This window comes from Deltaproteobacteria bacterium (assembly GCA_029858205.1).
In the GTDB taxonomy this organism is placed as follows: Bacteria; Desulfobacterota; GWC2-55-46; order GWC2-55-46; family DRQE01; genus JAOUFM01.
In genome coordinates this window covers 36,199-62,085 of record JAOUFM010000008.1, presented here as the reverse complement: position 1 = coordinate 62,085, position 25,887 = coordinate 36,199, and the positions used below count along the sequence as shown (strand labels likewise).

Below are 25,887 nucleotides of genomic sequence, written 5' to 3'. Positions count from 1 at the left end.
TTTTTATGTTTTTGGCCATATCATGAATTGGTTGTGTCTGTGGAGCGGTATATCAGCTAAAAAATTCGGCATCTTCGAAGTATTATCAACGTAAACGGTATTTGTGTTTAAACAGTCTGATTGGCTTGATATTAAATAGTGCCAGGAGGTTCTATGATATTGAGAGCGATGTCTGTTGTGGCTGTGCGGTTGTTTCCGGTTATCCTGTTTGCAGTAGTCCTTGGCGCTTCATCGGTTGCCCTGGCAGTTGAGTGTAATGTCAGCACTTTTGCCGGCAACGGTGTAACTGCTTATTCCGGCGACGGCGGATCGTCTGCTTCCGCACAGATCGCCAACCCCGAAGGCCTTGCCGTCGATTCCTCTGGCAACGTGTTCATAGCCGATACCGCCAACAATCGTGTACGCAAGGTCGATGCCGTAACCGGCGTTATCTCTACGGTCGCGGGTAACGGTACGTCTGGGTATTCGGGCGACGGCGGCCAGGCTGTAAACGCGCAGATTTTCTACCCCTACGACGTCGTGGTGGATATTTCCGGCAACCTCTACATAGCCGATTACGGCAACAAGAAGGTCCGCAAGGTGGATACAAGCGGCGCGATATCGACCCTTAACTCAGGCACCTTCAACGGCTTCGACCTTGCGCTCGACGCATCGAAGGATATCTACATGACGCGGGACTATAACATATACAAGCTTACGGTCGCGACGAACGCGCTGACAAACTTTGCCGGCAACGGCACGTGGGGTTATTCTGGTGACGCAGGGGCGGCCGTCTCGGCGCAGCTCTTTTACCCGGACGGTTTGGTGTTCGATAAGTCCGGCAACATGATTTTTGCCGACAAGGTAAATAACGTAGTCAGGCGCATAGACGGCGCAAGCGGCGTCATCACGACCATTGCCGGTACGGGGGCGCAGGGCTTTTCCGGAGACGGCGGCGCTGCCGCCGCGGCAACGCTTAACTGGCCAAGCGGTGTTGCTGTTGACGGCCAGGGGCATCTCTATATTGCCGACACCGTAAACAACAGGATTCGTCTTGTAAACGCCTTTACCGGAGTTATCTCTACCATAGCAGGCACGGGGACTTTTGGAAATAACGGCAGCAGCGGCCCCGGTTCGACCTTTCAGATAGCCTACCCAAAGGACGTGGTGCTTGATGGAGCAGGCAATATTTACATAGCCGACTTTAGCAATTCGCGCATCCTCAAAGCCGTTTGCGTAGATACCGTGCCTCCGTCTACGATTGCTTCGCACTCTTCTGGCGGGTACTCTGCGGCCTTTGACCTGGAGTTTAGCTGCTCCGATGATTTTTCAGGCTGCGATTCGGTGCTCTATTGCATGGGCATGGGCTGTTCTCCGTCGATGATATACTCCGGCCCGGTGGCTATAAATAGCAGCACGGATGTGAGCTTTAAATCGGTTGATAACCAGGGTAACGCCGAACAGACGCAGACCGTTACTTATGTGGTGAGCATTGCGGCAGAGCCGCCCGGTACTCCTCCACCGTCAGACCCTCCTCCGGCACCGTCGGGGTTGGCGTGTAGTGCCGATTTCCTGCCTAACAGGCTTTTTTCGTCTTACGCTGGAGGCTATACAGGCGAGGGGGTTCTTGCAACGGATGCGCTGATTCACGGCGACGGGATTACCATGGATTCCGCAGGCAACATTTATTTTGTTGAAGGGGATCGTATCCGTAAGATAAATGCGGCGACAAACACGGTATCCACCGTGGTCGGTTCCGGCCTTTACTGGGGTAATTACGATAACCAACTTGCGGCTTCGGTGCTTCTGCGCGCGGATTCGGTGCTGTACATGGACTCGTCCGACAATTTATACTTTAAGAGCGCTTATAAAGTGTATAAAGTCAACAAGGCTACCGGCATCATATCGCTTGTGTTCGATCATGGAGTTTTATCTTACGGGTACGACGGTGTTGTTGTTGACGCTTCAGGCAACCTTTATGTTGCCGAAGGCGGTTATCACAGGGTCAGGCGTGTGGACGGCGCTACCGGCGCGGTCACGCTGTTTGCGGGAACGGGTGTTGGCGGGTATTCTGGCGATAACGGCCCTGCTGCCAGCGCGCAGTTGAATAACCCGGCTGGTCTGGCCGTGGATAGCCTTGGTAATGTTTACATAGCAGACAGATGGAATAACCGCGTAAGGAAGGTGGATGTCGGCACAGGCAATATATCCACCGTTGCAGGCACAGGGGCTAACGGGTATTCCGGAGACGGCGGTCTTGCCGTGAATGCCAAGATCAGCGGGATTGTTTACGTGACAGTTGATAAAGGCGATAATTTGTACATATCGGACATGCATAATTCGGTTGTACGCAAGGTAAGCGCCTCTACCAAGGTCATTACCACTGTCTGGAACTCGCCCTTTGCGGTGAGCACTCAGGAAAAGCCATACGGCGTAGTTACTGATCCTTCCGGCAATCTTTATGTGGCAACAGTGTCCTTGTTGGAAGCTAAAGGCATGTCGCACATCTATAAGGTAGACGTGGCAAGTGGCAGCGTATCTGTGCTTGCCGGGGCCATTGGTATGGGCGACGGCGGGCCGGCTAAGGAGGCTGTGTTGATGCATCCGGCAGGCATGGGTACGGATGTTGCCGGGAGTCTGTATATATCGGAAACCTTTGGCAACAGAGTCCGTAAAGTGGACGGCGTAACAAAAACCATTTCCACCGTCGCTTCGGTAGTTGCTCCTGGGGACCTTGCTGTCGACAGTTTGTCCGGGGATGTTTATGTGATATCGCAGGGAACCGTGAAAAAGGTCTCAGCCGCCGATGCTTCGGTTTCGACCGTTGCCGGCACGGGGGTTAACGGGTATTCGGGGGACGGCAATTCTGCGGTATTGGCGCAGCTCTATGCTCCGCAGGGAATAGGCATGGATTCATCCGGCAACATGTATATTGCCGATACTTATAACAAGCGTGTGCGCAGGGTGAATGCGACCACAGGTGTCATTACAACCATAGCCGGCACCGGAGCAGCCGCCGCTACGGGGGATGGCGGACTGGCTGTGGACGCAGGCCTGCTTAGTCCGATGGATGTTGCCGTGGACGTTGCAGGAAATGTGTATATAGTGGACGGCAACAGTCTTCGCAGGATAGACGCCGTAACAGGCGTTATTACCACCGCCGCTACGCCGCTTAGCACGGTGAGCACTTCGCCGCGAAGTCTTACGTTGGATTTGAAGGGCAATGCCTATATAAGCTATCTGTACGGGTTCAAGAGCTATGTAGCCATGCTGCCTGCCGGCACGAGCGTGCTTACACCGCTTGCCGGCGTAGACGCCGGTGGCGTAGATAATCTGTTGCCGCTCTTCTTGCCAATTGGCGTTACGGTCGACCGTGCGGGTAATGTATACGCCGCCGACATTTACAGCTATGAGGTCTACAAGTTCTCGTGCACGGACGTTACTGCGCCGGTCAGCTACGCCTCTATAGCAGGAGGCGCTTATTCGGCTGCGCAGGAGGTAAGCCTTTTCTGCCAGGACGACTACTCCTTGTGCTCTATCGCGTATTGTACAGGCGAGAATTGCGAGCCAACGACGCCTTATGACGGCGCTGCGTTGCAGATTGCCGTGGATACGGTGTTGAGGTTTAGTTCCGTTGACAGCGCCGGTAATACCGAGGCAGCCTTGACGGAGCGGTACTCTATAGTCATTAACAATCCTACTCCGCCTGCAGACAATCCTCCGCCGCCAGCGGATACTACGGCACCGGATACGTCCTTAGCCCTGGTTAATGCTAGCGCGAGCCTTCAGTGCAGCGATACTGGCAGCGGATGCGCAGCGACGTATTATTGCGTCGGGCCGGAAAGCTGCACGCCGGAGTTGGTCTATACAGGAGTGCCGATAAGCGTTACTCAGGGGATGAAGGTCAGGATTTATTCCATAGATAACGCTGGCAATGTGGAAGCGGTAAAGAGCTTTCTTGTAAAGAGGGGGCCTAAGAGAAGCGGCCTTGAGTTAAAGGCGAGGCGCGTCAGATAGCCTTATTAAGGGGCGGCAGCCGCCCTGGCGCGTGAATATACGGCGCGGCGCGTATGATGTTAATCTTATCCCCGGTCTTCAAAGGCCGGGGATTTTTTTGCGAAGCGTATTTTTGTTTTCAACAAGCCCAAACCCTGCTATATTTAAAGTCATGGTCGCAAAAAAGGGAAACATACTCGACAGGTACCAGAGAACGCGCGACGGGCGCGTTGTAATAGAGGTCGCCACTGCCAAGGTCGAGGACCTCTATAACGACTTCGATAAGTCCGCGCCGCATTATAAAAAGGACCTTGAGGAAGACCTCGTCGATTATCTCATAGACTGTGTGCGCGATATCGGCAGCGAGCACTTTGTGCTGCGTTTCCGCTTTCCCGGGGATAACGAGGAGCCGCTGCGTCAGAGGGTGCGGGCGAGCCTCGCAAACTACTTCGACTATCTTCGCGAAATCGAGGCCAGAAGCCTTGCTCAGATGGTGAGGTCGTCGGTGATATTTCTGATTATCGGCCTTATAGTACTTTCTCTCTCCATCTGGGTAAACAGGATACCCGGCATAACCGATACGGTCTCGGGCGCGGTGTTTGCCGAGGGGCTCACCATTGCCGCGTGGATATCGCTTTGGGAATCCCTTGCCACATTCGCAATCAATTGGCCGCCGCGTAAACGCCAGATAAAGAGGTGCGAGCGCCTGGCCTCTGCGCTCGTGTTCTTCGGGGACGACGAGAAATAGGGCGCAAAGGTTGATTTGTGCGCTGTCGTATGATACAAAGGGTGTACTAATTCTTTTTCAAAAAAGGGGGGGTATTATGTCAAAGAAATTTCTTTATCTTGTTTTTGCGCTCACTGCGGCAGCGGTCATGGCCTTTGGCTCGAAGGCCGAGGCCCTTGATATTACGCTCGATGTCGAGATGGTGCAGATAACCAACCTCGATTATACCTACGCCGCCGATAATATGGCGGGCTCCGGCTCAGGCCATACGCTCGAGTTTCCGTACGAACCGGGCTTTAAGCTTTCCTTTGTCGATAGCGCCGGATACGGGCTCTCCATAACCCGCCACACAGGAGAGGAGACATCCAAGGCAACCGGCAACCTCGATTACTTCATGACAAATTCGTGGAATCTTTCGTATGGTTCGTGTACCGGTTGCACAGTAGAGACCGATGCGAGTGTTGAATATCTCGTGGTAGACCTTGACTTAAGAAGAGAGCTTGTAAAGGTCGGCGATATGTCTCTGAACGCCATTATAGGGTTCAGGGCCGTAAAGGTGGATGAGACCATAGATACGGATTATGACAAGGGCGGCGCTTTTCCGGAAAAGGTCGCCATAGATTACGCCTACACGGGTTACGGACCGAAGTTCGCTCTCGAGGGAGATATCGAAGTGAGCGATAGTTTTAGCATTGTTGCGCTCTTTGGCGCAGCTCTTTTGAACGGAGATACGGAGTTCGATTACAAGCATACCGAGACGGCTACGGTAAAGTTCTCCAAGGAAGAGAACAGGGTAAACCCCATGTTCGAGGCTGAGATAAAGGGCGTTTTCCATTTGGGCGAGCACGCGGCACTCGGGCTTGGGTACGTAATTTCGCACCTTGACGGAGTCCAGACACCTGAGCAGTTTGTGGATGATTGGACGCCTGGCGGCACGAACACCACCGAGAGCATAGGAACGCAGGGCGTTACGCTAAGCTTTACCTACGGGTTCTGATAGACCTGTTAATGCGCTCTACCCGGCCCCCTTTGCTCTGTATAAGGCAAAGGGGGCTTTTGTTTGGGGGATGATATGAAGAAGAGGGATAAGAAGATTGTAAGCCGCTGTTCCTGGCCGGAGGGCGACAAGCTCATGACGGCATACCATGACAAGGAATGGGGCGTCCCCTTGTATAATGACATGAAGCACTTTGAGTTTCTCATGCTCGAGGTCGCGCAGGCAGGGCTTAGCTGGCGTACTGTCTTATATAAGCGCGAAGGTTATAGACGGGCCTTTGCCGCCTTCGACCCGGTAAAGGTCGCTCGCTTCGATAAACGCAAGGTCGAGAGCCTTATGAAAGATGCCGCCATCATACGTAACAGGCAGAAGATAAGCGCGGCAGTTGCTAACGCCAGGGCGTTTTTGAAGGTAAGGGCCGAGTTCGGGACGTTTTCTTCTTTCATGTGGAGTTTCGTAGGGGGCGCGCCGAAGGTAAACAGGTGGAAGAAGATGAGCGAGCTTCCGGCTGTGTCGGAGGAATCGGCTGCGCTTAGCATGGAACTTAAGCGGCGCGGCTTCAAGTTCGTCGGCCCAACCACCATGTACGCGCACATGCAGGCTGCCGGGCTCGTAAACGACCATGTGGTCGGCTGTTTTCGCCATAAAGAGGTGCAGAGAAAGAAACGGTGAGCGGCAATGGCGGCATCCTCTGAAGATACGGCGGCTGCGCCGGGCCTGTACAGGCGTATCGGTAATTTTAGGGCATATCCGTATTACGTGCTCTTGCTTGGCGCTATTTTACAGGTGGGCATACTCCACTGTTATCATTTATTCTTTGGTGCAAGATATCCCGAAAAATCCTTTGATATTGCTGGAGCGCTGTTTACGGCCGGATTTTACTCGTTTCCGTTTTTCGTGCTGGCGGTTTTTGTATTTGGCATAAGCAGGCTTTCCGGTTCATCAAGGCTTGTCTGGTTGAATCTGGCGTTTGCATTGCTCCTGGCCGCCACAGATGTGCCCAGATGGAATTATGTGAAATCGATAGTAGAGTTCACCGAACGGACGGGAGAATATCCGCCAGACGACATGTTCACGCCGTTCTTTACCTTTGCTCAAGACGTATTTGCGTTGATTCTTGGAGTAGTAAGTCTTGCCGTTGCGTTAATTGCAAGGTATCTGAAGCGGCGTCGAGGAGGGGCGTATTGACAGGTAATGCGGGGTGTGCTTATATAAACCGTGTAGACGCGCTGAGGGCTTTTCGGTATAAACAATCAAGCGGAGGTTTGGCATGAAAAACGGAGTATTCCTTGCGTTAATTGCAGCGGTTATGTTTTTGTTGGCCGGATGTGTGGATACCGATACGTCTGTCAGCGTAAAGAAGGACGGCAGCGGCGAGATAACTTCGAGGATAATATTCGTTGCCGCGTCGAAGTCAGCGGACGCAAAGCCGACTGTGGTGGACGAGGCCATGACCAAGAAGTACGAGGCTCTTGCCGCCGAAATGGGCGAAGGCGTGACGCTTAAGGCCGTAGAGCCGGTGAAGGCCGATAACGGCCACGGCATCAGGGTGCAGTACGCCTTTACCGACATAAGCAAGGTAAAGATAAGCACCGAGAACATGATGGGGGAATCGTCCAAGGATAACGCGGCAGCGACGTTCTATACGTTTGCCTTCAAAAATAACGCCGCAGGCAAAACTGTAAAGGCCGGTAACGCTAATCCGGAATCAGTGCTCCTGACTGTGATAGCGCCCAAGCGCGATAAGAAAAAGGCCGAGCCAAAGGACAAGGCCTCCGGAGCAAAAAAGCGGAAAACTCCCGAAGAAGAGGCCAGGGACGAGGAAATGTTTAAAAAGATGTTTGACGGCTTCCGTATGGCCCTTACCGTGAAGGTGGATGGTAAGATAAAAAAGACGAACGCGGCGCGCGTTGACAAGGACGGCGGCGCTGTAACGATGATGGATATAAACTACGGCAAGCTCATAAATGACGAAAAGAAACTTAAGCGTTTCCTTGGCGAAGGCAAGAAGGCCGACAAGATGGACGAGCTTTCCGGCCGTTATGACGAGCTGTTTGCCGACAGGGCAAAGGCCGTCGATATTGTGTTTTAATGGCGGCGCGAGCGGCTGCGTCTAATTTCATTACAATAGGGAGAGACAACATGGTAAACAGGCATATTTTATTGTTGGTGGCGGCGCTGGCCTTTTTGCTCTCAGGGTGCCTCGATGCCGAAACGGTCATAGACGTTAAAAAGGACGGCAGCGGAGAGATGTCCTTGACAGTGCTTTTTGTTGGCATGCCGATTACCGAGGAGGATTTGAAGAAAACCGTTGAGGAAGAGAAAAACAAAGACCACGGCGCCGAGGACGCGGCAACGGGCGTAAGGTTCAAGTCCGTTGAGCAGGTGAAGACAGATAAGGGCGTTGGTATGCGCACGGTATATGTTTTCGACGATATAAGGAACGTCAAGCTCGGCAAGGACAGGGTCTTTGGAGGCGCGCCTGCCGATTCGGGGCAGGGCGGCGATAAGCGGCCCATTACCTTCGGTTTCGAGCGAAGCGGGGATAACGCCGTGCTCACAGTGAATCTTCCGCAGGATAAGGACAAAAAGAAGGCTGCGGCAAAAGAGGAAGGCAAGGCCGCGAAAGACGGCGCGGCGGCACAGACCGGCGAGACGGCCAAAAGCGATGCGGAGACGGAAACCGCAAAGGCCATGATGAAGACGATGTTCGAGAAAATGAGGATATCCGTTGTGGTGAAGGTCGGCGGCAAGATAGTCAAGACCAATGCCCGGCACGCAAAGGCCGCCGAGGGGCTGGTGACCATCATGGACATCGATTTCGGAAAGATAGTGAATGACGAAAAGCAGTTCGAGAAGTTCTTCAATGGCGCCGGCAAGGACATGAACCCTGAAGAGATATCCAAGATAGAGGGTGTCAAGTTCGAGAACCAGGAGGTCGTAAAGGTCGAATTTTGACGGCGCCCGGCCCGGCGTGCGGTGCGGTTTATGTGAAGTAAAAAAGGCGGGGGCACGGTGTTTGACCGTGCCCCCGCCTGATTTCTTGGTGGGCCGCGCAGGGATCGAACCTGCGACCCGCTGATTAAGAGTCAGCTGCTCTACCAACTGAGCTAGCGGCCCAAGTGTGCTGCAAAATGTTCTTTATCTCTATAGCGCCCAACGTTGGCGCGCCTGAGAGGATTTGAACCTCTGACCCTCGGCGTCGGAGGCCGATGCTCTATCCACTGAGCTACAGGCGCAACGGTTTCAAAACTCTCTCTTTATGTCAAAACTGGGGTGGACGAGGGGATTTGAACCCCCGACACCCGGAGTCACAGTCCGGTGCTCTAACCAGCTGAGCTACGCCCACCATAAGAAGTTATCGGTGGACGGTGAACGGTTGCCGGAGAAAAATATCCGTAACCGCAAACCGATAACTGATAACCGACAACCGATAACTGACAACCGCAAACCGATAGCTGATAACCGACAACCGCAAACCGCAAACCGATAACTGATAACCGATAACTGTTTTACTTGGCGCGCCCGGAGGGAATCGAACCCCCGACCCACTGCTTAGAAGGCAGTTGCTCTATCCGACTGAGCTACGGGCGCAAACCGTAACGGGCGGCGCTCTTGTTTCTGACGGCGCGTGCCGCCGTGTAGCTTAAAAAAATAAAGCGTCTTCTGCTGTCCCTGCCGTTTGCGGCTCTCTGACTGCTAAACACGGCCCTGGGACCGACGCTTAAGGCGCTGCAATAGTGCTTTATCGATGCTGTCCGTGTATTGACTGGACGGCTTCCGTTAACCTTATAATATTATAGAAAATCACGGGGGTTGTCAAGGGTTGGCTTTCTTTGTGCGTTAGTACGGCGGCAGAAGGCGCCTTAGGCCGTGAATGAGCACGGTGAGCATGAAAAACGGGTTGCGTATTATTACGCCCGGGTAAAAGTAGAACACCTTATCAGGCGCTACTTCTCCGGTTTTTTGGGCCGCAAGGCAACTTGCTGTTTTTCTTAAGAGATTTACGGAGAGCGGCCAGTCGGCTATGCCGCTTACCCATTCGCGCGGCAGGCCCTTTTCTCCGGCGCTTATGCCTGAGAGCGCCCCTGTTATGGCGCCTACGGTGTCGGTGTCGCCGCCAAGCGACAAGGTTGCTTCGATTGCCATGCGAAAATCCGTATAATGGCGAAGCCATGAGTATATCGCTATCGGCACTGTCGAGTACACGTAGCCGCCAACACCTTTTTCGATATCCGTTACTTTGGCCGCGAATTCGGCTACAGAGAGGCCTTTCTCGTTTGCTTTTAGCATTTCGGCCGTTAACCTTAGCCACTCCTTATCGCCTGTGCCGGCTTTTTCGAGCGCAGCAGCTATGTCCTTTATTGTCGGCAGAGCCCGGCTGTCATGCCTTGCCGCAAGGGCTGCAATGTTGGCTACTGCCAAGGCCCCTGTTAGAGCGCGCGAGTCGGTATGCGTCATCATAGTCGAGGCCCTGACGTAAGAGACCCTTGCGTCTTCGTTATCCGAGAAATACGCGCCGATTATCGCGCTTCGCATTGCCGCGCCGTTTCCGGCAGAGCGTACGCCGCTTCCTGACGGAGGAAAACCGAGGCAGAGCTTTATGCACGCCCTGAGGGTAGCAAGCCCTATGCCTGCAGGAAGAGAGAGAAACCAGAGCTTAAGGCTCTTGGCAAGAGAGCGTTCGAAGCCCCTGACGTCGTCTGGATAATCGAGAAGCGCCTTGGCCGTGAAGAACGCGTGTTCGGTGTCGTCGCTAAGCATGCCGCGGCCAAAGACAAACCTGTGACGCCAATGGCCGTGGTAGAGCTTTTTTATCCTGTCTGGCCTCATGCCCTCGGCAGGAAGCCCGACAGAGTCGCCAACGGCAGTGCCAAGGAGGCAGCCACTTAGCGCATCGAGTGTGCGGTCGGTGGAGGCTTTTGTCGAAGTTGTTTTTACTGTGTCCACGATTGTCCGGTGCGCTGCGTCGCGCGTGACAGGTTGCTTGCTTGTTAGGTGCGAGAAGGGTTAGCTATTTTTATAAATATGGTCGGGGCGAGAGGATTCGAACCTCCGGCATCCTGCTCCCAAAGCAGGCGCGCTACCGGGCTGCGCTACGCCCCGATTTGTTAATTTTATTATGCCGCGTGCTCTATTTCAAGGGGTTTCTCGAAGATGATATAAAAGACTTGAATTTTTCAAGGGCCTTGCCGCGGTGGCTTATCCTGTTTTTCTCCTCGTATGAAAGCTCGGCAGAGGTTTTGTCCATGCCAGCAGGGATAAAGAGCGGGTCGTAGCCAAAGCCGTTTGCGCCTTTTTCCTCGAAAGCGATGGTTCCTTCCATGGTTCCTTCGAACGTGAATTCTTCGCCTCCGGGCAGCACGAGCGCTATGGAACAGACAAAGCGCGCCGAGCGTTTTTCCTTTGGCACGTTTTTTAACGCGCCAAGGAGCTTTTGGTTGTTTGCTTCATCCGTTGCGTTCTCGCCTGCGTACCTTGCCGAGTATACTCCCGGAGCGCCCTTTAGCGCATCGACCTCGAGCCCCGAGTCGTCGGCAAGCGAGGCAATGCCGCTAGTCGAGGCGATTGCGCGTGCCTTTAGGAGTGCGTTTCCCTGAAATGTCGTCTCTGTTTCCGGCGGAAGCTTTGCGCCATGGATAGCGCTAAGAGAAACAAGCTCAATGCCAAGGCCTTCGAGGATAGCCTCTATTTCCTTTATCTTGCCTTTATTATTTGTGGCTACGGCGAGCTTCTTCACTTTTGTTTCGAGAGCACTGCCATTTGGAGCGCGGTGAGCTCGTTTATGCCCTTTGTGGCAAGGGTTATAAGCGCATTCAGGTCTTCCCTTGAAAAAGGCGCGGCCTCGGCCGTGCCCTGTATCTCGATTATTTTCCCGGAGCCTGTCATAACTACGTTCATGTCGACTTCAGCTGTCGAATCCTCAAAGTAGTCGAGGTCTAGAAGCGCTCTGCCGCCGACCATTCCCACACTCGTTGCCGCTACCGAGTCGATAAGCGGGTTCTTTGTGATTGCGCCAGAGGCCATGAGTTTAGCTATAACGTCTGCAAGGGCCACGTACGCCCCTGTTATGGAGGCGGTCCGTGTGCCGCCGTCTGCCTGCACCACGTCGCAGTCGATTGTTATTGTCCGCTCGCCAAGGGCCGCTGTGTCGGCGATTGCGCGAAGGCTTCTGCCTATCAGGCGCTGAATCTCGTGCGTTCTGCCGGTGAGCTTGCCGCTTTTACTCTCTCTCTGTATCCTTTTTTGCGAGGAGGCCGGGAGCATAGAGTACTCGGCCGTTATCCAGCCCTTTGAGGAGCCTTTTAAAAACGGAGGCACGCCTTCCTCGCATGTCGCGCTGCAGATGACGTGTGTTTCTCCGGCCTTTATGAGGGCCGAGCCTCCGGCAAAGCGCAGATAATTTCTTTCGATGTTCATTTCCCTAAGGGCGTTGTCGGCCCTGTCGTTAATCCTTGGTTTTTGCACTGGTTCTCCTTGCCGTGCTTATGCGTTTTGTCAGTTCTTCGTCGAAGTCCGTTATTCCTGACGCGAGGGCCAGGGCTATCTTTGCTATGTGGTCGCGGTCGCTTAGCAGTTTTTCCTCTTTAGGGTTGGAGATAAAACCAACTTCGACGAGGATTGCCGGCATTGTCGCGCCAAAGAGGACGTGGAATGGAGCCTGTTTTATGCCCCTGTTGCCAGAGCCAAGCGTATCCACGACGCGGGCCTGTATTATTTCGGCCAGAAGCGAGCTCTCCTTGTGAGCCTCGGCCTGCACCATGTCCCAGAGTATGGACTTTAAATTGTCGGTATCGTCGCCGTACTTGTTTTCGTCAACGGAGAGGACGTTGTTTTCGTAAGCCGCCGTCATGCGAGCGTCGTCGTCGGAAGAATCGAGGCTTAAGAAAAACGTCTCCACCCCGGAGGCGTCCTTTCTCTTGGCAGCGTTGGCGTGTATGCTTATGAATATGTCAGCGCGTTTTTCGTTGGCAAGGTTCGTTCTGTCTTCCAGCGTTAGAGTTGAGTCGTTTGTGCGCGTGAGCACCACCTTTACCCCGGGCATCGCGCGCTCTATCTCGTCCTTCAATGCGGAGGCAACCTTTAGCGTTACGAGCTTTTCCTTTGTCCCGCCCGGGCCTACTGCGCCGACGTCATCGCCGCCGTGCCCCGGGTCTATGACTATCGTCCGCACGGTGCCGGGAACGTTGCCGGCATGGATGGGCGCTGCGCACGCGAATGTAATGGCCGCCAATATGGCCGCTATGGTCCTTATCATTGTTCTCACTGGTGTTTTGTGCGTAAAATTCAATTTTAAGCCGCAAAGGGCGTTATGTCAATACATACGTCAAGGCGCAGGGCTAGCTACGTCAGGCGCCGTCGCTTATGTCGTGATTTTTTTGTAAATTCGCCCGTCGCGCCTTGACATGGCCCGTATGCGTCTGGTAAACTGGGTAGTGAGTTTTTTCTGCGTCCTTGATTACTATCGCAATGCGTGTTGCAAGGTGTAAAAAAAGAAGGAGGTACGAGGTGATGAAGAAAACAGGTTTTGTGTGGGTTGTGGCCGCTCTTTTTGCGGCAGGTATGTTGCTTTCGGGATGTCCAAAGAATCCGCCGCCCTCAGAGCCGGTGGCCGATGAGCCGCAGCAGCAGGAGGCAGCGGCCGTGCCAGAGCCAACGGCTCCGGCGCCGCTACAGGAGGAGCCGGTTGACGATACCGCGGGGCTAAAGCCCGTCGGTGACGTGTTCTTCGATTATAATTCATACGTGCTAAGGGAAGACGCCAAGGCGACCCTTAGGGATAACGCGGCAACGTTGAAGGCGAAGGGGCAAAGTGTTCTTGTCGAAGGGCACTGCGACGAGCGCGGAACATCCGAGTACAATATCGCCGTCGGGCAAAAGAGGGCCGAGGCCGTGAAAAGGTATCTCGTGATGCTTGGCGTTAAGGAATCCTCCATACAGGTAAAGAGCTACGGCGAGGAAAAGCCGTTTTGCACGGCCTCGACAGAGAGTTGCTGGCAACAGAATAGAAGAGGTCACTTCGTAGTAAGGTAGCCGGCAAGTTTTTCAGTTCAACTCGATCATATCGGCGTCCTTTGGCAGGCAGATGAAAGGGGCGCCGATTCCCAAAGAAAGCTCAATCATATGTATTTTTTTAAAGACCTTGGCGAGGATAATATTATCTTCTCCGTGACCGTTTTTCTGGTCGCGGCGCTAATTCTCTTTGTGCTGCGCTCTCTTGCTATGAGGGCCCTTGTAAGATGGGCGCGCTCGACAGAGACGAAGCTTGACGATATGGCCATCGAGGCCGTCCGCCAGCCCTCGTTTTTCTGGGTGCTTGCGCTTTCCCTGTATGCGGCCATAGCTATGTCCGAGTTTGGCGAGAGGTACGTCAGGTACGCGCTTAGCGCCTTGAACGTTCTTATAATCTTCTCCGTCACATTCGCGGTCGCCAATATCCTTGCCGGCGCCGTGCGCTACCATCTCGAGAGAAGCGTTAAGGCGGTGCCTGTCACGGGGCTGCTGATTATCGTCATAAAGGGTATCGTGCTGCTCCTTGGTGGCCTCGTTGTTTTAAACGGTCTTGGCGTATCCATAACCCCGATAGTCACGGCCCTTGGCGTTGGAGGCCTTGCGGTGGCCCTGGCGCTCCAGGATACGCTCTCGAACGTCTTTGCCGGCATTTACATGCTAGCCGAGCAGTCGGTTAGGGTTGGAGATTATATAAAACTCGACAGCGGCGAGGAAGGTTACGTCGAGGACATAGGCTGGAGAACGGTAAAGATACGAAAGCTCCAGAACAACATGGTCATCGTGCCAAATAACAAGCTCGCGCAGAGCATAGTTACGAATTATAATCTGCCTGAACAGAACATGTCGCTTTTGGTAAGTGTCGGCGTAAGTTATGATAGCGACATCGACAAGGTCGAGGCCGTGCTTATAGAGGAGGCGACAAAGGCGGCAACAGAGGTGGACGGGTTACTTCCCGACCCGGCGCCGTTTGTGCGCTTTATCCCGGGGTTTGGCGAGTCGTCGCTGGATTTTACGCTCATATGCCGCGTGCGCGAGTTTGTCGACCAATATCATGTGCAGCACGAACTTCGTAAAAGAATATTCAAGAGATTTAAGCAGGAGGGCATCGAGATACCGTTCCCGATAAGAACGGTTCATCTTAAGAAGGAACACTAAAGCCCTTGCCTGCGGAAAGGAATAGGCACCCACGCATGTCAAAAGAACTCATGTCAAAGGAGCCGTTTCGTTTTAACGAGTGCATGGCGCTTTTGAAGGTCACCGGCAGGAAGGCCGGCGACGTGATAGAGTTTGTCGAGATACTCGAGACACTTAGCGACTCCGTCATATTCCATCATATGCACCAGAGCTTTTTAAGGCCCCATGTGAAGCCTCCAGAGTTCACAAATGACTTTGCCGTGTGGGCCGCAGAGGCGCTTGAAGAAAAGATACTCGCAGAGCGGCTTGCCAATATAAACCCCTTCGAATACGCGGGCATAAGCCAGATAAAAAGTGAAATCATACGCATCATAACCGGGCACTTGAAAGAATACCCGGCGCCAAGGCCTGTTATAAAGGGCAAGGAATTCTTTTTCGCCGAAGGCGTTACGATAGTGCTGCCATCGGGGCATGAGGTGACGAGTCTTGAGGGGTTTCTCGAGGCGGTAAAGACGGTAGACTCTTCCAGCATATATTTTCATTTCTACGAGGCAAGGCTTAGGCTTGGCAAGGCGCACGACGATTTCAGCCGTTTTCTTACCGATTGTTTCGACGATGAAAGATGTAAGCGCATGGCCTCTGCCATACGCTCGCTTGACCCATACATGTATACGACCGAGATGTTAAGGGGTAAGCTCGTCGGTATAATCGAGAAAGGCATTAGAGGTGTCCTATGAACCCGGGGCTTAGGGATTACGACGGCATAGCGTTGCCTGGTGATATTCGCGCCATAGAGAGGCTTAGCGAGAGGCTTCGCGGCAGGCGGTTTTTGCATGTTAATTCAACGGCAGTTGGCGGCGGCGTTGCCGAGCTTTTGCAGCGCATGGTGCCTCTTATGCGCGAATTGGGGGTCGATGCCATATGGAAGGTCTTCAAGGGCACACAGCCCTTTTTCGACGTCACCAAGCGCATACATAACAGCCTTCAGGGCCAGAGCGTGCTCATATCCAAAAAAATGTGGGAGACATATGAAGAGGTCAACGCTAAGAACGCGAAGAAAATAGACACCGATGGCGACTGCGTGTTCATACACGACCCGCAGCCAGCCATGCTTATAGACAAGAAAAAGGGCGGCAACTGGGTCTGGAGATGCCATATAGACATATCCTCGCCGGACAGGGGCACATGGTACCTTCTTAAAAGGATAGTCGACAAGTACGACGCCGCTATATTCTCGGTAGCAAGCTTTGCCCAAGCCCTTCCCCAGCCGCAGTTCATAATACCGCCATCCATCGACCCGCTTAGCGAAAAAAACATAGAGCTCTCAGAGGGAGAGGTTTCCGAGGTCTATGAAAAGTTCGGCGTGCCGCGAGATATGCCGGTGCTCCTTCAGGTGTCACGTTTCGACCGCTTTAAGGACCCGGTCGGCGTTATCGCGGCCTTCAAGAGCGTGAGAAAGTACCATAAGTGCCGCCTTGTGCTTGCAGGAGGCTCTGCAGACGACGACCCCGAGGGCGCGGCGGTACTTGAAGAGGTCATGGCAAAGACAGACAAGGACCCGGATATACATGTGCTTCTTTTGCCGCCGTTTAGCGACCGCGATATAAACGCGCTCCAGTCCGGCGCCGATATAGTTATACAGAAATCCACGAAAGAGGGTTTCGGCCTTGTGGTTGCCGAGGCGCTCTGGAAGCGAAAGCCGGTTATAGCAGGAGATGTAGGCGGCATACCTCTTCAGGTCATAAACGGAACTACCGGCTACCTTGTCCGCTCGGTCGAGGGCACTGCCTACAGGATAAGGCAGCTTCTCGAGAACCCGAAGCTCGGGCTTGCCATGGGCGAGGCCGCAAGGGAGCATATGAGAAGGAACTTCCTTATTACAACGCACATCAAGAGCTATCTCGCTCTTTGGGTTGCCATGGAGCACAGGGACTCGAGTCTTATCTATCTTTGACGTTAAAAATGGATGCACGAAGCCTTGGGGCTGATTCATCGGTTTTTTGTAAGGGGAGAAGCAAGCGGGGCTGATGATCAAAAGAATTCCGATAGAAAGGCTTATTGTCGTATCCAACAGAGAGCCTTATTCAATAAAGCGCGGCAGGAGCGAGAAGACCGTTGGAGGGCTCGTCTCCGCGCTTGACGGCGTGATGCGCTCTGTAGGAGGCGTTTGGATAGCCTCTGCTACCGAAAGAAAAGACCTCAAAATAACCAGCTACAAGGTCCCGTTTGACGACCCGGCGTACACAGCCAGGCTCGTGGTCTTGAATTCCTTTGATATGGAGAACTACTATAACGGGTACTCGAACAGGCTTCTCTGGCCGCTTTGCCATATGGCGCTCGACAGGGTGTATCTGAGAAAGCGGTACTGGCAAAGCTACGTAAAGGTCAACAGGCTTTTTGCCGAGGCGGTCGTGGATGAGATAAAAAAGCGCGAATGGAGAACGGCCTTTGTCTGGCTGCAGGACTACCACCTCGCGCTTTGCGCAAAGTTCATAAAGAAGCTCATGCCGAGGGTGACGGTTGCGATGTTCTGGCACATCCCGTGGCCGCCGTATGACGTTTTTCGCGTATGTCCGCAGAGAAAAGAAATACTCGAAGGCGTTCTCGCTAACGATCTTATAGGTTTTCAGATAGATTCTTTCAAGACAAATTTTTTAAGGTGTGTTGGCAAGGAACTTGGGCGTGGAAGCGGGCAAAACGTAGACGAGGTCTCGCACCTTGGGCATGTAAGCAGGGTAAAGTCGTTCCCTATAAGTATTGATTACGATTGGTTCGATTCCGCTGCCAGCGAGGAGCGCTCTATTGGTTTCATGAGGCGCTTTAGGAAATATAAGCGCCTTGAAGGCATAAAGCTCGGGCTTGCCGTCGATAGGCTCGATTACACAAAGGGGCTGATAAAGTCGTTGGACGCGGTGGATATGTTTTTTTCGAAGTATCATAAGTATCAGGGCAAGTTTACCTATGTGCAGGTGGCCGTTCCAACGAGAAAGGTCGAGCCGTTTTTAAGCTATACAGAAAGCGTGAGGAAGCGCGTTACAGAGATAAATCGCAAGTATTCCAGGGGCGCATGGAGGCCGATAGAGTATATCGATAGAAAGATAGCGCACCGCGATCTCGCCGCGCTTTACCGCGGCGCTGACTTCGCCAAGATAGGCTCCATATACGACGGCATGAACCTTGTTGCAAAGGAGTACGCGGCTTCCCAGGTCGACTTAAACGGAGTTCTTCTCATAAGCGAGTTCGCCGGTGCTGCCGAGGACCTTCCGGGAGCAACAGTGATAAACCCTTACGACATAGAAGGCTGTGCCGACGCGATGAAGGAGGCCCTGGAGAGGCCGATTGCCGATAAGCGCACGGAGATGCAGCGTGCCAGATGGTATATAAAGGAAATGGACATCAACAGGTGGGTCTACGACATACTAAAAGAGATGAAGACGATAAAGTGAGCGGGGTTATAGTTAGCGACATCGAAGGGTTCGCGCTGGAGATAGCCAAGCGGCCTGTGTCTTTATTTTTCGATTATGACGGCACGCTCACTCCCATTGCCGCGCATCCTGAAAAAGCCTTCCTTTCCTATAAGACAAAGACAATTCTCAAGGCGTTGTCAGGCATTTATCAGGTGGCTATAGTGAGCGGCAGGGGGCTTGCCGATCTAAAGGAGCGTGTCGGGATAGACGGCATAACGTACGTTGCCAATCACGGCTGGGAGATATCGGCGCCTGATTATACTCTCATAGTGGATCAGGGCGCCGCGTGTAGGGCAGCCTTTGAAGAGTTAAGGCCCCGCATAGATTCCCTCTGCGCCAGGTTTGGCGGTGCGCTGTTTGAGCAGAAAGGGGCGACGTTTAGCGTGCATTACCGGATGCTTGATGCGCGATTTGTCGCTGCTTTTTGCAAGGAGTTCGAGGATACGGTAGGGCCTTTTATAGGGGCCGTAAGCGTTTTTAGTGGCAAGATGGTATATGAGGTGCGCCCATCGTTTGCCTGGAATAAGGGAAGCGCCGTTGAGTGGCTTTTATCGAAGGACGAATTTTGCGGCACGTACCCGGTCTATATAGGCGACGATACTACCGATAAGGACGCATTTGCCGTGGTCAACGGTAGAGGCGTGTCGATATATGTAGGAGTGCCGGACGATTCCTCGGATTACGTGTTCTCGCTGCAAAGCGATGTGGACGTGTTTCTCGCGAAGCTTAAGGACCTTTGCAGAGGCAAGCGGCAAAACCACGGGTGAGTTCGAAGGTATAAACGTTGTTTATAGCCTGCCTGTGCTTAAAAAGCACATTTACTCCGTAGCGGCGTCGAATCCGTTCGTATACGGCGATATGCGCAAAGAGTCCATGTGTCAGGCTTACTTCTTTTTGCCCCTTGAGAGGCGTTTTAGCGCATCCCTGGTGGTTTTTCTTTTTATTCCCTTAAGCACCAGATGGATGCATGAGATGAGGTCGGCCTTTTCGTCGTTCTCGAGCGTGCGGTAGAGTTCCAGGAGTTTAATCTCCAGGGAGTCGGCAATTCCGCTGTTGCCGTTGCCGCCGAAGAAGTACGAAGGCTCATGGCGCATCGTCTTGGCGAGTCTTAACCATTCTTCGGTGGTTATCGGGATGACGCCCTGTTCCTTGCGTATGTAGGTAGTTCGGTCTACCCCGATGTTCTTTGCCACGCTGTCCTGTTTGAGCCGTCTCTCTTCCCTGACCTCTCTTAGCCTGCACAGTATGTCGTGTGTGCTCAACATGCACGTAAGTATATACCCAGGCCGTCATTATGGCAACCGTAAAATAAAGATACGGTGAAAAAGATAATGTATTTTTGAAATTAGCCGCGCAGTAAGGCCGTTATTGCCGCTTGACTCTTGGCGTTCTCTGTGTTAGTGATAAATAAGCAAGTGCCGGAGTGGTGAAACAGGCAGACGCGCGGGACTCAAAATCCCGTGGGGGCAACCCCGTGCGGGTTCGATTCCCGCCTCCGGCACCAGATTTTACGGAAGCAGCCTTTTTTTACGCGCATAACCAGCGGTTACCAAAAGGATTTTTCCTTGACACTTGCCTCTCGATGGTGTATTTAAAAAGGTAATGCTCACCGTATATAGACCCCGAGTTTTTTCAAAAATTCCGGCAGCACGGACCAAGGAGGTATCTTTGACATGGCGATAGGCGGTTTTCGCTTTGCGGCGGCGGTACTTTTTTTGTCTGTTTTGGCCGTTATTTTTTCTCCGGCAAGCTCACAGGCAAAGATAAAGAATACGGTCATAGGCAAGTTTATTTCGATAAAGAACAATGCCGAGGTTGGCATGCTAGGTTCTTTTAGGACGGAAGCAGTTTCAAGGGGCGCTGACCTGAGGGTAGGCGATAATATAAAGACGAAAAAAGGCGATATCGCGCTGATAGAACTCGAGGACGGGACAAGGGTCGCTCTCTTTGAGAATACGACGGCGAGGGTTTCCGGGTTTGTGCTGGATACTTCTGTTGGCGAGCGCAAGGTGGCCATAACTCTTTTTAAAGGCAAGATCAGCGTTTTTATCATGAAGCGCGGGGCTGTTGACTCGGAAAATAAACGGAAGACATGGACGAATTCGCTTGTGCGTGTCGAAACAAATACCTCGATTGTTAAGACAAAGGACGCGACCTTTGCCGTGGAAATAGACGCAGACAATGTTACTATCTTGAGCGTTGGCTCGGGCGAGGTGTTGTTTAGGAATGCGAAGCGCAGTGTGCACGGCGAAATGAAGGTCGTGGCCAACCAGGTATCCAAGGTATTGAAGTACGATCCGCCGACCGTACCCAAGGAAGTGGAAGATTACAAGATGGAAGATATATTGGGCGGTCTTTTTGTCGGGTTTGTCGATGATGATGAGGTTGAGGAAGTAATAATAGACGGCAAGAAAAAAGCATTCAATCCTTTGCCGGTTAAGGAAAAAAAGAAAGAAGAAGAGGGGGCTTGGCAAAAGCCTGCGGGCGGCGAGGCTATTCCTGCTGAGATGGAGCCAAGCGTTGAACCAATAACGATTGGAGAGCCGGATCCGTCTGAAAAGGACCTTCCTGCCGAGGGGGCCGTAGTTAAGGAAGGGGCTGCGTCAGAGGGTGAGGCTCTAAAGGATGCCGAAGAAAAGGCCCCTGAGAAAACAGCAGCGCCTGCAGAAGATGCGCCGTCTTCCATAGAAGAGGCTTTGCCGGTCTTAAAAGAAGATTAAACAGATGAGGCTGCTTGAGCCTATGCAGCAGGCCGTGTCTGTGAATTAGGCCGTTACTTGTAGTTATCATATGTAGTGGTAATCATTAATAGGGTTATCGCAAAGGTTTATAGTCTTGTAATAGTTTTCTTGTGCCCGGCATCGCGGGGTTTGCGGTGCCGGGCCTTTTGCTTTGCGCGCGGCCCCTTCCGGCGGCCTTGACATTGGTTTTTAATTCAAGTAATTTAATTTATGGCGCGCCTTGCCGCTGCCAATGCGTATCTTATGGAACAGATGAGAAAATTGTTTTTGCCAGCCGTTAAGTCCGCGGTCTTTGTCGCTGCGTTTGCCGTGTTGTCGGCAGCCGTATGGCTTGGCGCGGCAGGCAGCGATGCCAGGACCAACTATCTCCATCTCTGCAGTTCATGCCACGGCCTTACAGGCAAGGGCGATGGCGTAAACTCTACGCTCGATATGTCCATCAACCCGAGAGATCATACCGATGCTAACTTCATGAGCACAAGGTCCGATGAGCAGTTTGAGGATGTAATCCACGGCGGCGGCACCAAGGCCGCGAAAAGCCCTCTTATGCCTGCATGGGACAAGACGCTTACTGCCGGGGAGATAAAGGCCCTGGTAAAATACCTTCGCGAGCTCTGTAAGTGCCAGTACGACGGTCTTGTGTCGCACCAGAAACTTAGAAAGGTCGATTTGAAGTTCGGGCAATGAAAACGACAAAGTATTTTTCGATAGCGGTCTTTCTTGCCGTAGCTCTTCTCTGCCTTGCCTCCCTGGCCGATGCCGCACGCGAGAGCTGTGTTGAGTGCCACACAAACCCCAAGTTCACGAAGACAGATAAAAATGTGCTCACGCAGTGCCTTGCCTGCCACGGCGCAGCAGGACACCCGCTTAAAGAAGAAGCCGTGAAGGACTATCTCTCTCGCTTTGGCGCGTCCGTTGCCGATGCGGCAGAGCCTGTGAGTGGAGATAAGAAAATAACGGCCGGGAAAAAGGCCGATACCTCGTCCATGATATTTGTTTCGGAAGGAGAGTTTCTTATGGGCTCGGACGACAGGCTTCGCGACGAAAAGCCCGCGCATGTCGTTTATATAGGCGCCTTTTATATCGACAGGTACGAAGTAACTAACTCCGATTATAAGAAATTTGTTGCCTTGACCGGGCACCGCGCTCCGGACCACTGGGACGGTGGGCGTATCCCGAAAGGCAAGGAAAGCCATCCGGTAGTGTTCGTTGACTGGCACGATGCCGACGAATATTGCCGAAGCCTCGGTAAGCGCCTTCCTAGAGAGCGCGAATGGGAAAAGGCCGCGCGCGGCACCGACGGACGGACATTTCCGTGGGGCAGCGTCTGGGACATGACCAAATCAAACAATCCTCTTGCCGGGTTCGAGGACACGCGTCCTATCGGCATGTATCCGCAGGGCAGGAGCCCGCTTGGGCTCTTCGACGTAAGCGGCAATGTCTGGGAGTGGGTCGACGACGAGTACAGGCCGCATCCGGGCTCTGATTACGTAAGCCCCGAGTTCTTCCAGTATAAGATTGCAAAGGGCGGTTCATGGTGGGATTGCATGTTTTACGGCTGCGGCATATCTGCGCCGACATTCAACAGGTCGTTTCTCGTGTCCAAGACAAGGAACGATTCCTACGGCTTTCGGTGCGCCGCAGATGCCGATGAAAAAAACAGGGGAGTAAAAGATGCGGATAAACAATAAAATTCTTCTTATGCTGTTTGCGGCGGTCTTTACGTTTTCGTGCTCAAAGGGCGCTCCTGAGGTTCCAGGCATGGTGCATGTCCCGGGAGGGGCCTTTACCATGGGCAGCGAGGAAAAAGATACCGCGGCCCTCGGTGTCGAGTTCGGGCTTCGTTCCGGAAAATTTTTCGAAAACGAGGCTCCGGTGCATAAAGTGGATATAGACGGCTACTATATCGACAAGTACGAGGTAACCAATGCCGAGTACAGGGATTTTATAAATGCTGTTTCGTATAAATATATCCCTACTACATGGGAAAACGGCAAGTACCAGGAAAAGCTCGGCAGGCACCCGGTTGCGGGTGTTACCTGGTATGATGCTGCTAATTACTGCACATGGGCGGGTAAAAGGCTTCCGACAGAGGCCGAATGGGAAAAGGCCGCAAGGGGCCCCAACGGCAACGTATATCCGTGGGGCAACGATTTCGACCAGAAAAAAGCAAATCTGGTTAGCGGTGAAAGTGTCGAGGTCGGCAGTGCCCAGACCGATAAAAGCCCGTATGGCGTTTTTGATATGGCCGGGAATGTGGCGGAGTGGGTCGATGATTGGTATCTCGCGTACCCGGGCAATAAATCCCAGAGTAAAGAGTACGGCGAACAGTATAAAGTATTCAGGGGCGGCGAGGGCACTTCCACAGGCCACTACGCGCTGCCGAAGATATACGCCAGAGGTTCGGCAAGGCGCTATTACCTGCCCGGAGGCGCTGGCGGGGACGTGGGCTTTCGGTGCGCGAAATCCGCAGAGGGAAAATGATACAGTACGGCAAAACTAAAATAGCGCTGCTAATCGGCGCGGTCTTTGTAGCGGCACTCCTTGCCGCTTGCTCAAAGGGCAAGGACGATATGGCGCTCGTTGAAGAGGGCGAGTTCACCGTGGGCTCGGATACTGGCGAGGCAGATGAAAAACCTGCGCGCAAGGTGTTTGTCAAATCCTTTTATATCGACAAGTACGAGGTCGCAAACGGCGCTTATAAGAAATTTGTGGAAGCACAAAAGCACCGGCAGCCTAAGGACTGGGAGGCATACGGCCTCCCCGAGGACGCCCTTAAATATCCCGTCGTGTTCGTGAGCTATAAAGATGCGGAAAGCTATTGTAAGTGGGCCGGCAAAAGGCTCCCTACCGAAGATGAATGGGAAAAGGCCGCCAGAGGCGCGGATGGAAGGACATATCCATGGGGCAGCGGTTTCGATAAAAACAATGCCAACACCAGCCTCTCGGGCGTTATAGGCACAACACGTGTTGGCCAGTACGAGACAGGCAAAAGCCCCTACGGCGCCTACGACATGGCCGGAAACGTCTGGGAATGGACAACCTCGGACTTTAACGACAGGACAAAGGTTGTAAGGGGAGGCTCCTGGGGACTCACCCACCGCTTTGCCACGACGTACTTTCGCGGCGCCTATAACCCAGATACCGCCGTCAATAACCTCGGCTTTCGGTGCGCTTTGGATAACTAGATTTGAAAATATTTTTATAACTGCTTGACAAGTTGCCGCTTAATTCTTAGAATATCCTAATCACGTTTTCATGGCGGTTTGTTCGTGAGGGCCCATAGCTCAGTTGGAAGAGCCACCGGCTCATAACCGGTCGGTCCCTGGTTCGAGTCCAGGTGGGCCCACCAAATTGTTTTACAAAAAGAGGCTTGCGGAGGCGGTTTTGCCCGAAACAATAAAACTACTTAGGGAAGTACAAAAGCTCGATGCCGAAATAGACGCAATAGGCAGGGAAGAGCAGGCCGATATAGCGGAAATAGACGGCATAAAAAAGGAAGTCGAGACGCTTACCGCAGCGCTCGGGAACGCAAAGGCCGAGTTCGCCGCGTTTGACGAGGGCAAAAAAAGAATAGAGGACGGCTTCAGGGTCAATAGAGAGCGTATTGATAAAGATAAGAAGCGCCTTAATGAAATCAAGAACGACAAGCAGTATAAGGCCGTCACAAAAGAGGTCTCTGACGCCGATAAGGCGATAAAGCTCCTCGAGATGGAAAAAACCGCGCTTGATGAAAAGGTTGCCTCGAAGACAAAGGAAATATCCGATAAGGAAGCAGAAATAAAGCAAAAGGAAGAGGCCGTTGCCGCGCTCTTAAAGGAACTCGAAGATAACCGCGCAAAGTGGAACGCAATCATTACCGAGAAAAAGACGAAGCGCTCCTCCGTAGCAGCCTCCATCAAACCCCAGGAACTAAAGCGCTACGAGCTCGTTAAATCCAAACGCGCAGGCATCGGCATCGTACCCGTTAAAAAAGAAGCCTGCCAGGGCTGCTATATCCAGATCCCGCCGCAGCTTTTTTTACAGCTCATCAAGGGCGGCACCGAAGAACTCATCACCTGCCCGCACTGCCACAGAATCCTCTACTACGAAACCGAAGAGCAGGCCGCAGCCACTACCGCTTAATGGCCGCAGCCGCCAAAGGAGCACTCAGTTGAGCGATTCCAAGGCAAAGGCGTTCATAAAGGCCCTTTCCGAAGGCCGCTTAGTTGACGAGGCTGCCAGAGAAGCAGGTCTTCAGTACGCCGACGCCCAAAAGATATTCATCGACCTTTATAAAAAACTCTACCCGGATACAGTTGCCGTGACCATAAACGTCGACGGCGCCTCCAAAGGCAATCCCGGAAAGGCCGGGGCAGGCGCAATAATAAAAGACAGAGACGGCAATGTCATAAAAAAACTTCGCAAGGCCCTTGGCATTGCCACAAACAACGTTGCCGAGTACGAGGCCCTCATCCTCGGCCTCGAAGAGGCCCGTGCCATGGACGCAACCGATGTCATCGTGCACGCGGACTCCGAACTCATGGTAAAACAGATAAACGGCGAGTATCGCGTAAAAAGCGAAGGCCTCATTCCGCTATATTCAAAGGCAGTAACCCTCAAAGATACCTTCCGTAAGTTCAAAATCTCCCACGTAGATAGAGAAAAGAACTCCGAGGCCGACAGGCTTGCAAACGAGGCCATAGACGCCGTATAATATGACAATACGGAGGCCATCGAACGGCCGCCGCCGTTATTGTTTTATCGGGGGAAACTTTCTGTAGAAAGTTTCCCCCGAACCCCCTTCAAAGACTTTTGACTGCCTGGGTCTGCGTGCCCCCATATGGGGGCACG

At 52.9% G+C, this 25,887-nt stretch carries 25 protein-coding genes and 7 tRNA genes; 22 read left to right on the top strand and 10 right to left on the bottom strand.

Features of this window, described 5'->3' with window-relative positions:
• The first annotated feature begins 153 nt into the window (after positions 1-153).
• The 7 genes from OEV59_07460 (at position 154) to OEV59_07430 (ending at position 8,657) form a co-directional block, all read left to right on the top strand.
• Positions 154-3,996 carry a hypothetical protein gene (locus tag OEV59_07460; GenBank protein MDH4227569.1) on the top strand — a complete coding sequence of 1,281 codons (3,843 nt, stop codon included), beginning with the start codon at positions 154-156 and terminating at the stop codon, positions 3,994-3,996.
• Between the two features lie 151 nt (positions 3,997-4,147).
• The gene (locus OEV59_07455) at positions 4,148-4,723 is read left to right on the top strand and encodes a hypothetical protein (GenBank protein ID MDH4227568.1); all 576 of its coding nucleotides are present in this window, start codon (positions 4,148-4,150) and stop codon (positions 4,721-4,723) included.
• Between the two features lie 76 nt (positions 4,724-4,799).
• The gene (locus OEV59_07450; protein ID MDH4227567.1) at positions 4,800-5,699 is read left to right on the top strand and encodes an Lpg1974 family pore-forming outer membrane protein; all 900 of its coding nucleotides are present in this window, start codon (positions 4,800-4,802) and stop codon (positions 5,697-5,699) included.
• Positions 5,700-5,774: 75 nt separating this feature from the next.
• Positions 5,775-6,371 (top strand): DNA-3-methyladenine glycosylase I, encoded by a 597-nt coding sequence (locus OEV59_07445; protein MDH4227566.1) that lies wholly within the window; start codon positions 5,775-5,777, stop codon positions 6,369-6,371.
• Positions 6,372-6,377: 6 nt separating this feature from the next.
• Entirely contained in the window at positions 6,378-6,887 is a 510-nt protein-coding gene (locus OEV59_07440; GenBank protein MDH4227565.1) for a hypothetical protein, read from the top strand.
• Positions 6,888-6,969: 82 nt separating this feature from the next.
• Complete coding sequence (locus OEV59_07435; GenBank protein MDH4227564.1) at positions 6,970-7,791, top strand: hypothetical protein; 822 nt, start codon at positions 6,970-6,972, stop codon at positions 7,789-7,791.
• Between the two features lie 50 nt (positions 7,792-7,841).
• Positions 7,842-8,657 (top strand): hypothetical protein, encoded by an 816-nt coding sequence (locus tag OEV59_07430; protein ID MDH4227563.1) that lies wholly within the window; start codon positions 7,842-7,844, stop codon positions 8,655-8,657.
• An 86-nt stretch (positions 8,658-8,743) separates the two neighbouring features.
• Here OEV59_07430 and OEV59_07425 read toward each other — a convergent pair.
• The 9 genes from OEV59_07425 to OEV59_07385 form a co-directional block, all read right to left on the bottom strand.
• Positions 8,744-8,819 (bottom strand) — tRNA-Lys (locus OEV59_07425).
• 43 nt (positions 8,820-8,862) lie between these two features.
• Positions 8,863-8,938: transfer RNA gene (locus OEV59_07420), tRNA-Arg, on the bottom strand.
• A 33-nt stretch (positions 8,939-8,971) separates the two neighbouring features.
• Positions 8,972-9,048: transfer RNA gene (locus OEV59_07415), tRNA-His, on the bottom strand.
• A gap of 168 nt (positions 9,049-9,216) precedes the next feature.
• Positions 9,217-9,293: transfer RNA gene (locus OEV59_07410), tRNA-Arg, on the bottom strand.
• A 249-nt stretch (positions 9,294-9,542) separates the two neighbouring features.
• The gene (locus tag OEV59_07405; GenBank protein MDH4227562.1) at positions 9,543-10,649 is read right to left on the bottom strand and encodes an ADP-ribosylglycohydrolase family protein; all 1,107 of its coding nucleotides are present in this window, start codon (positions 10,647-10,649) and stop codon (positions 9,543-9,545) included.
• A 79-nt stretch (positions 10,650-10,728) separates the two neighbouring features.
• Positions 10,729-10,805, bottom strand: a tRNA-Pro gene (locus OEV59_07400).
• Positions 10,806-10,833: 28 nt separating this feature from the next.
• Positions 10,834-11,439: an XTP/dITP diphosphatase gene (locus tag OEV59_07395; GenBank protein MDH4227561.1), complete on the bottom strand. Its 606-nt coding sequence runs from the start codon at positions 11,437-11,439 to the stop codon at positions 10,834-10,836.
• Positions 11,436-12,119 (bottom strand): ribonuclease PH, encoded by a 684-nt coding sequence (gene rph, locus OEV59_07390; protein MDH4227560.1) that lies wholly within the window; start codon positions 12,117-12,119, stop codon positions 11,436-11,438. Before rph ends, OEV59_07395 begins: the two co-directional genes overlap by 4 nt.
• A gap of 28 nt (positions 12,120-12,147) precedes the next feature.
• Complete coding sequence (locus OEV59_07385; protein ID MDH4227559.1) at positions 12,148-12,957, bottom strand: N-acetylmuramoyl-L-alanine amidase; 810 nt, start codon at positions 12,955-12,957, stop codon at positions 12,148-12,150.
• A 254-nt stretch (positions 12,958-13,211) separates the two neighbouring features.
• Between OEV59_07385 and pal the strand changes: the two genes are divergently transcribed.
• From pal to otsB, 6 genes are all read left to right on the top strand, one after another.
• Positions 13,212-13,733, top strand: coding sequence for a peptidoglycan-associated lipoprotein Pal (pal, locus tag OEV59_07380; protein ID MDH4227558.1), 522 nt, complete (start codon positions 13,212-13,214; stop codon positions 13,731-13,733).
• 90 nt (positions 13,734-13,823) lie between these two features.
• Positions 13,824-14,867 carry a mechanosensitive ion channel family protein gene (locus tag OEV59_07375; GenBank protein MDH4227557.1) on the top strand — a complete coding sequence of 348 codons (1,044 nt, stop codon included), beginning with the start codon at positions 13,824-13,826 and terminating at the stop codon, positions 14,865-14,867.
• A gap of 35 nt (positions 14,868-14,902) precedes the next feature.
• Complete coding sequence (locus OEV59_07370; protein MDH4227556.1) at positions 14,903-15,583, top strand: DUF5752 family protein; 681 nt, start codon at positions 14,903-14,905, stop codon at positions 15,581-15,583.
• Positions 15,580-16,800 carry a glycosyltransferase gene (locus OEV59_07365; protein MDH4227555.1) on the top strand — a complete coding sequence of 407 codons (1,221 nt, stop codon included), beginning with the start codon at positions 15,580-15,582 and terminating at the stop codon, positions 16,798-16,800. Before OEV59_07370 ends, OEV59_07365 begins: the two co-directional genes overlap by 4 nt.
• 73 nt (positions 16,801-16,873) lie before the next feature.
• A complete protein-coding gene (locus OEV59_07360; protein ID MDH4227554.1) occupies positions 16,874-18,292 on the top strand; it encodes a trehalose-6-phosphate synthase in 1,419 nt (472 codons plus the stop codon).
• On the top strand, positions 18,289-19,080 hold the full coding sequence (otsB, locus tag OEV59_07355) for a trehalose-phosphatase (GenBank protein MDH4227553.1): 792 nt from the start codon (positions 18,289-18,291) through the stop codon (positions 19,078-19,080). The genes OEV59_07360 and otsB overlap by 4 nt, the downstream gene beginning before the upstream one ends.
• 117 nt (positions 19,081-19,197) lie before the next feature.
• On the opposite strand, the gene OEV59_07350 is transcribed toward otsB, so the two are convergent.
• Entirely contained in the window at positions 19,198-19,578 is a 381-nt protein-coding gene (locus OEV59_07350; protein ID MDH4227552.1) for a helix-turn-helix domain-containing protein, read from the bottom strand.
• 152 nt (positions 19,579-19,730) lie between these two features.
• Here OEV59_07350 and OEV59_07345 point away from each other — a divergent pair.
• The 9 genes from OEV59_07345 (at position 19,731) to OEV59_07305 (ending at position 25,750) form a co-directional block, all read left to right on the top strand.
• Positions 19,731-19,817 (top strand) — tRNA-Leu (locus tag OEV59_07345).
• Positions 19,818-19,986: 169 nt separating this feature from the next.
• Complete coding sequence (locus tag OEV59_07340; GenBank protein ID MDH4227551.1) at positions 19,987-21,033, top strand: FecR family protein; 1,047 nt, start codon at positions 19,987-19,989, stop codon at positions 21,031-21,033.
• A 264-nt stretch (positions 21,034-21,297) separates the two neighbouring features.
• Entirely contained in the window at positions 21,298-21,741 is a 444-nt protein-coding gene (locus OEV59_07335) for a cytochrome c (GenBank protein ID MDH4227550.1), read from the top strand.
• A complete protein-coding gene (locus tag OEV59_07330) occupies positions 21,738-22,745 on the top strand; it encodes a formylglycine-generating enzyme family protein (protein MDH4227549.1) in 1,008 nt (335 codons plus the stop codon). Before OEV59_07335 ends, OEV59_07330 begins: the two co-directional genes overlap by 4 nt.
• Entirely contained in the window at positions 22,729-23,538 is an 810-nt protein-coding gene (locus OEV59_07325) for a formylglycine-generating enzyme family protein (GenBank protein ID MDH4227548.1), read from the top strand. Before OEV59_07330 ends, OEV59_07325 begins: the two co-directional genes overlap by 17 nt.
• Complete coding sequence (locus OEV59_07320; GenBank protein MDH4227547.1) at positions 23,535-24,242, top strand: formylglycine-generating enzyme family protein; 708 nt, start codon at positions 23,535-23,537, stop codon at positions 24,240-24,242. Before OEV59_07325 ends, OEV59_07320 begins: the two co-directional genes overlap by 4 nt.
• An 88-nt stretch (positions 24,243-24,330) precedes the next feature.
• Positions 24,331-24,406 (top strand) — tRNA-Ile (locus OEV59_07315).
• A 35-nt stretch (positions 24,407-24,441) separates the two neighbouring features.
• Positions 24,442-25,179: a C4-type zinc ribbon domain-containing protein gene (locus OEV59_07310; protein ID MDH4227546.1), complete on the top strand. Its 738-nt coding sequence runs from the start codon at positions 24,442-24,444 to the stop codon at positions 25,177-25,179.
• 28 nt (positions 25,180-25,207) lie between these two features.
• Positions 25,208-25,750: a ribonuclease HI family protein gene (locus OEV59_07305; protein ID MDH4227545.1), complete on the top strand. Its 543-nt coding sequence runs from the start codon at positions 25,208-25,210 to the stop codon at positions 25,748-25,750.
• Positions 25,751-25,887 lie beyond the last annotated feature (137 nt).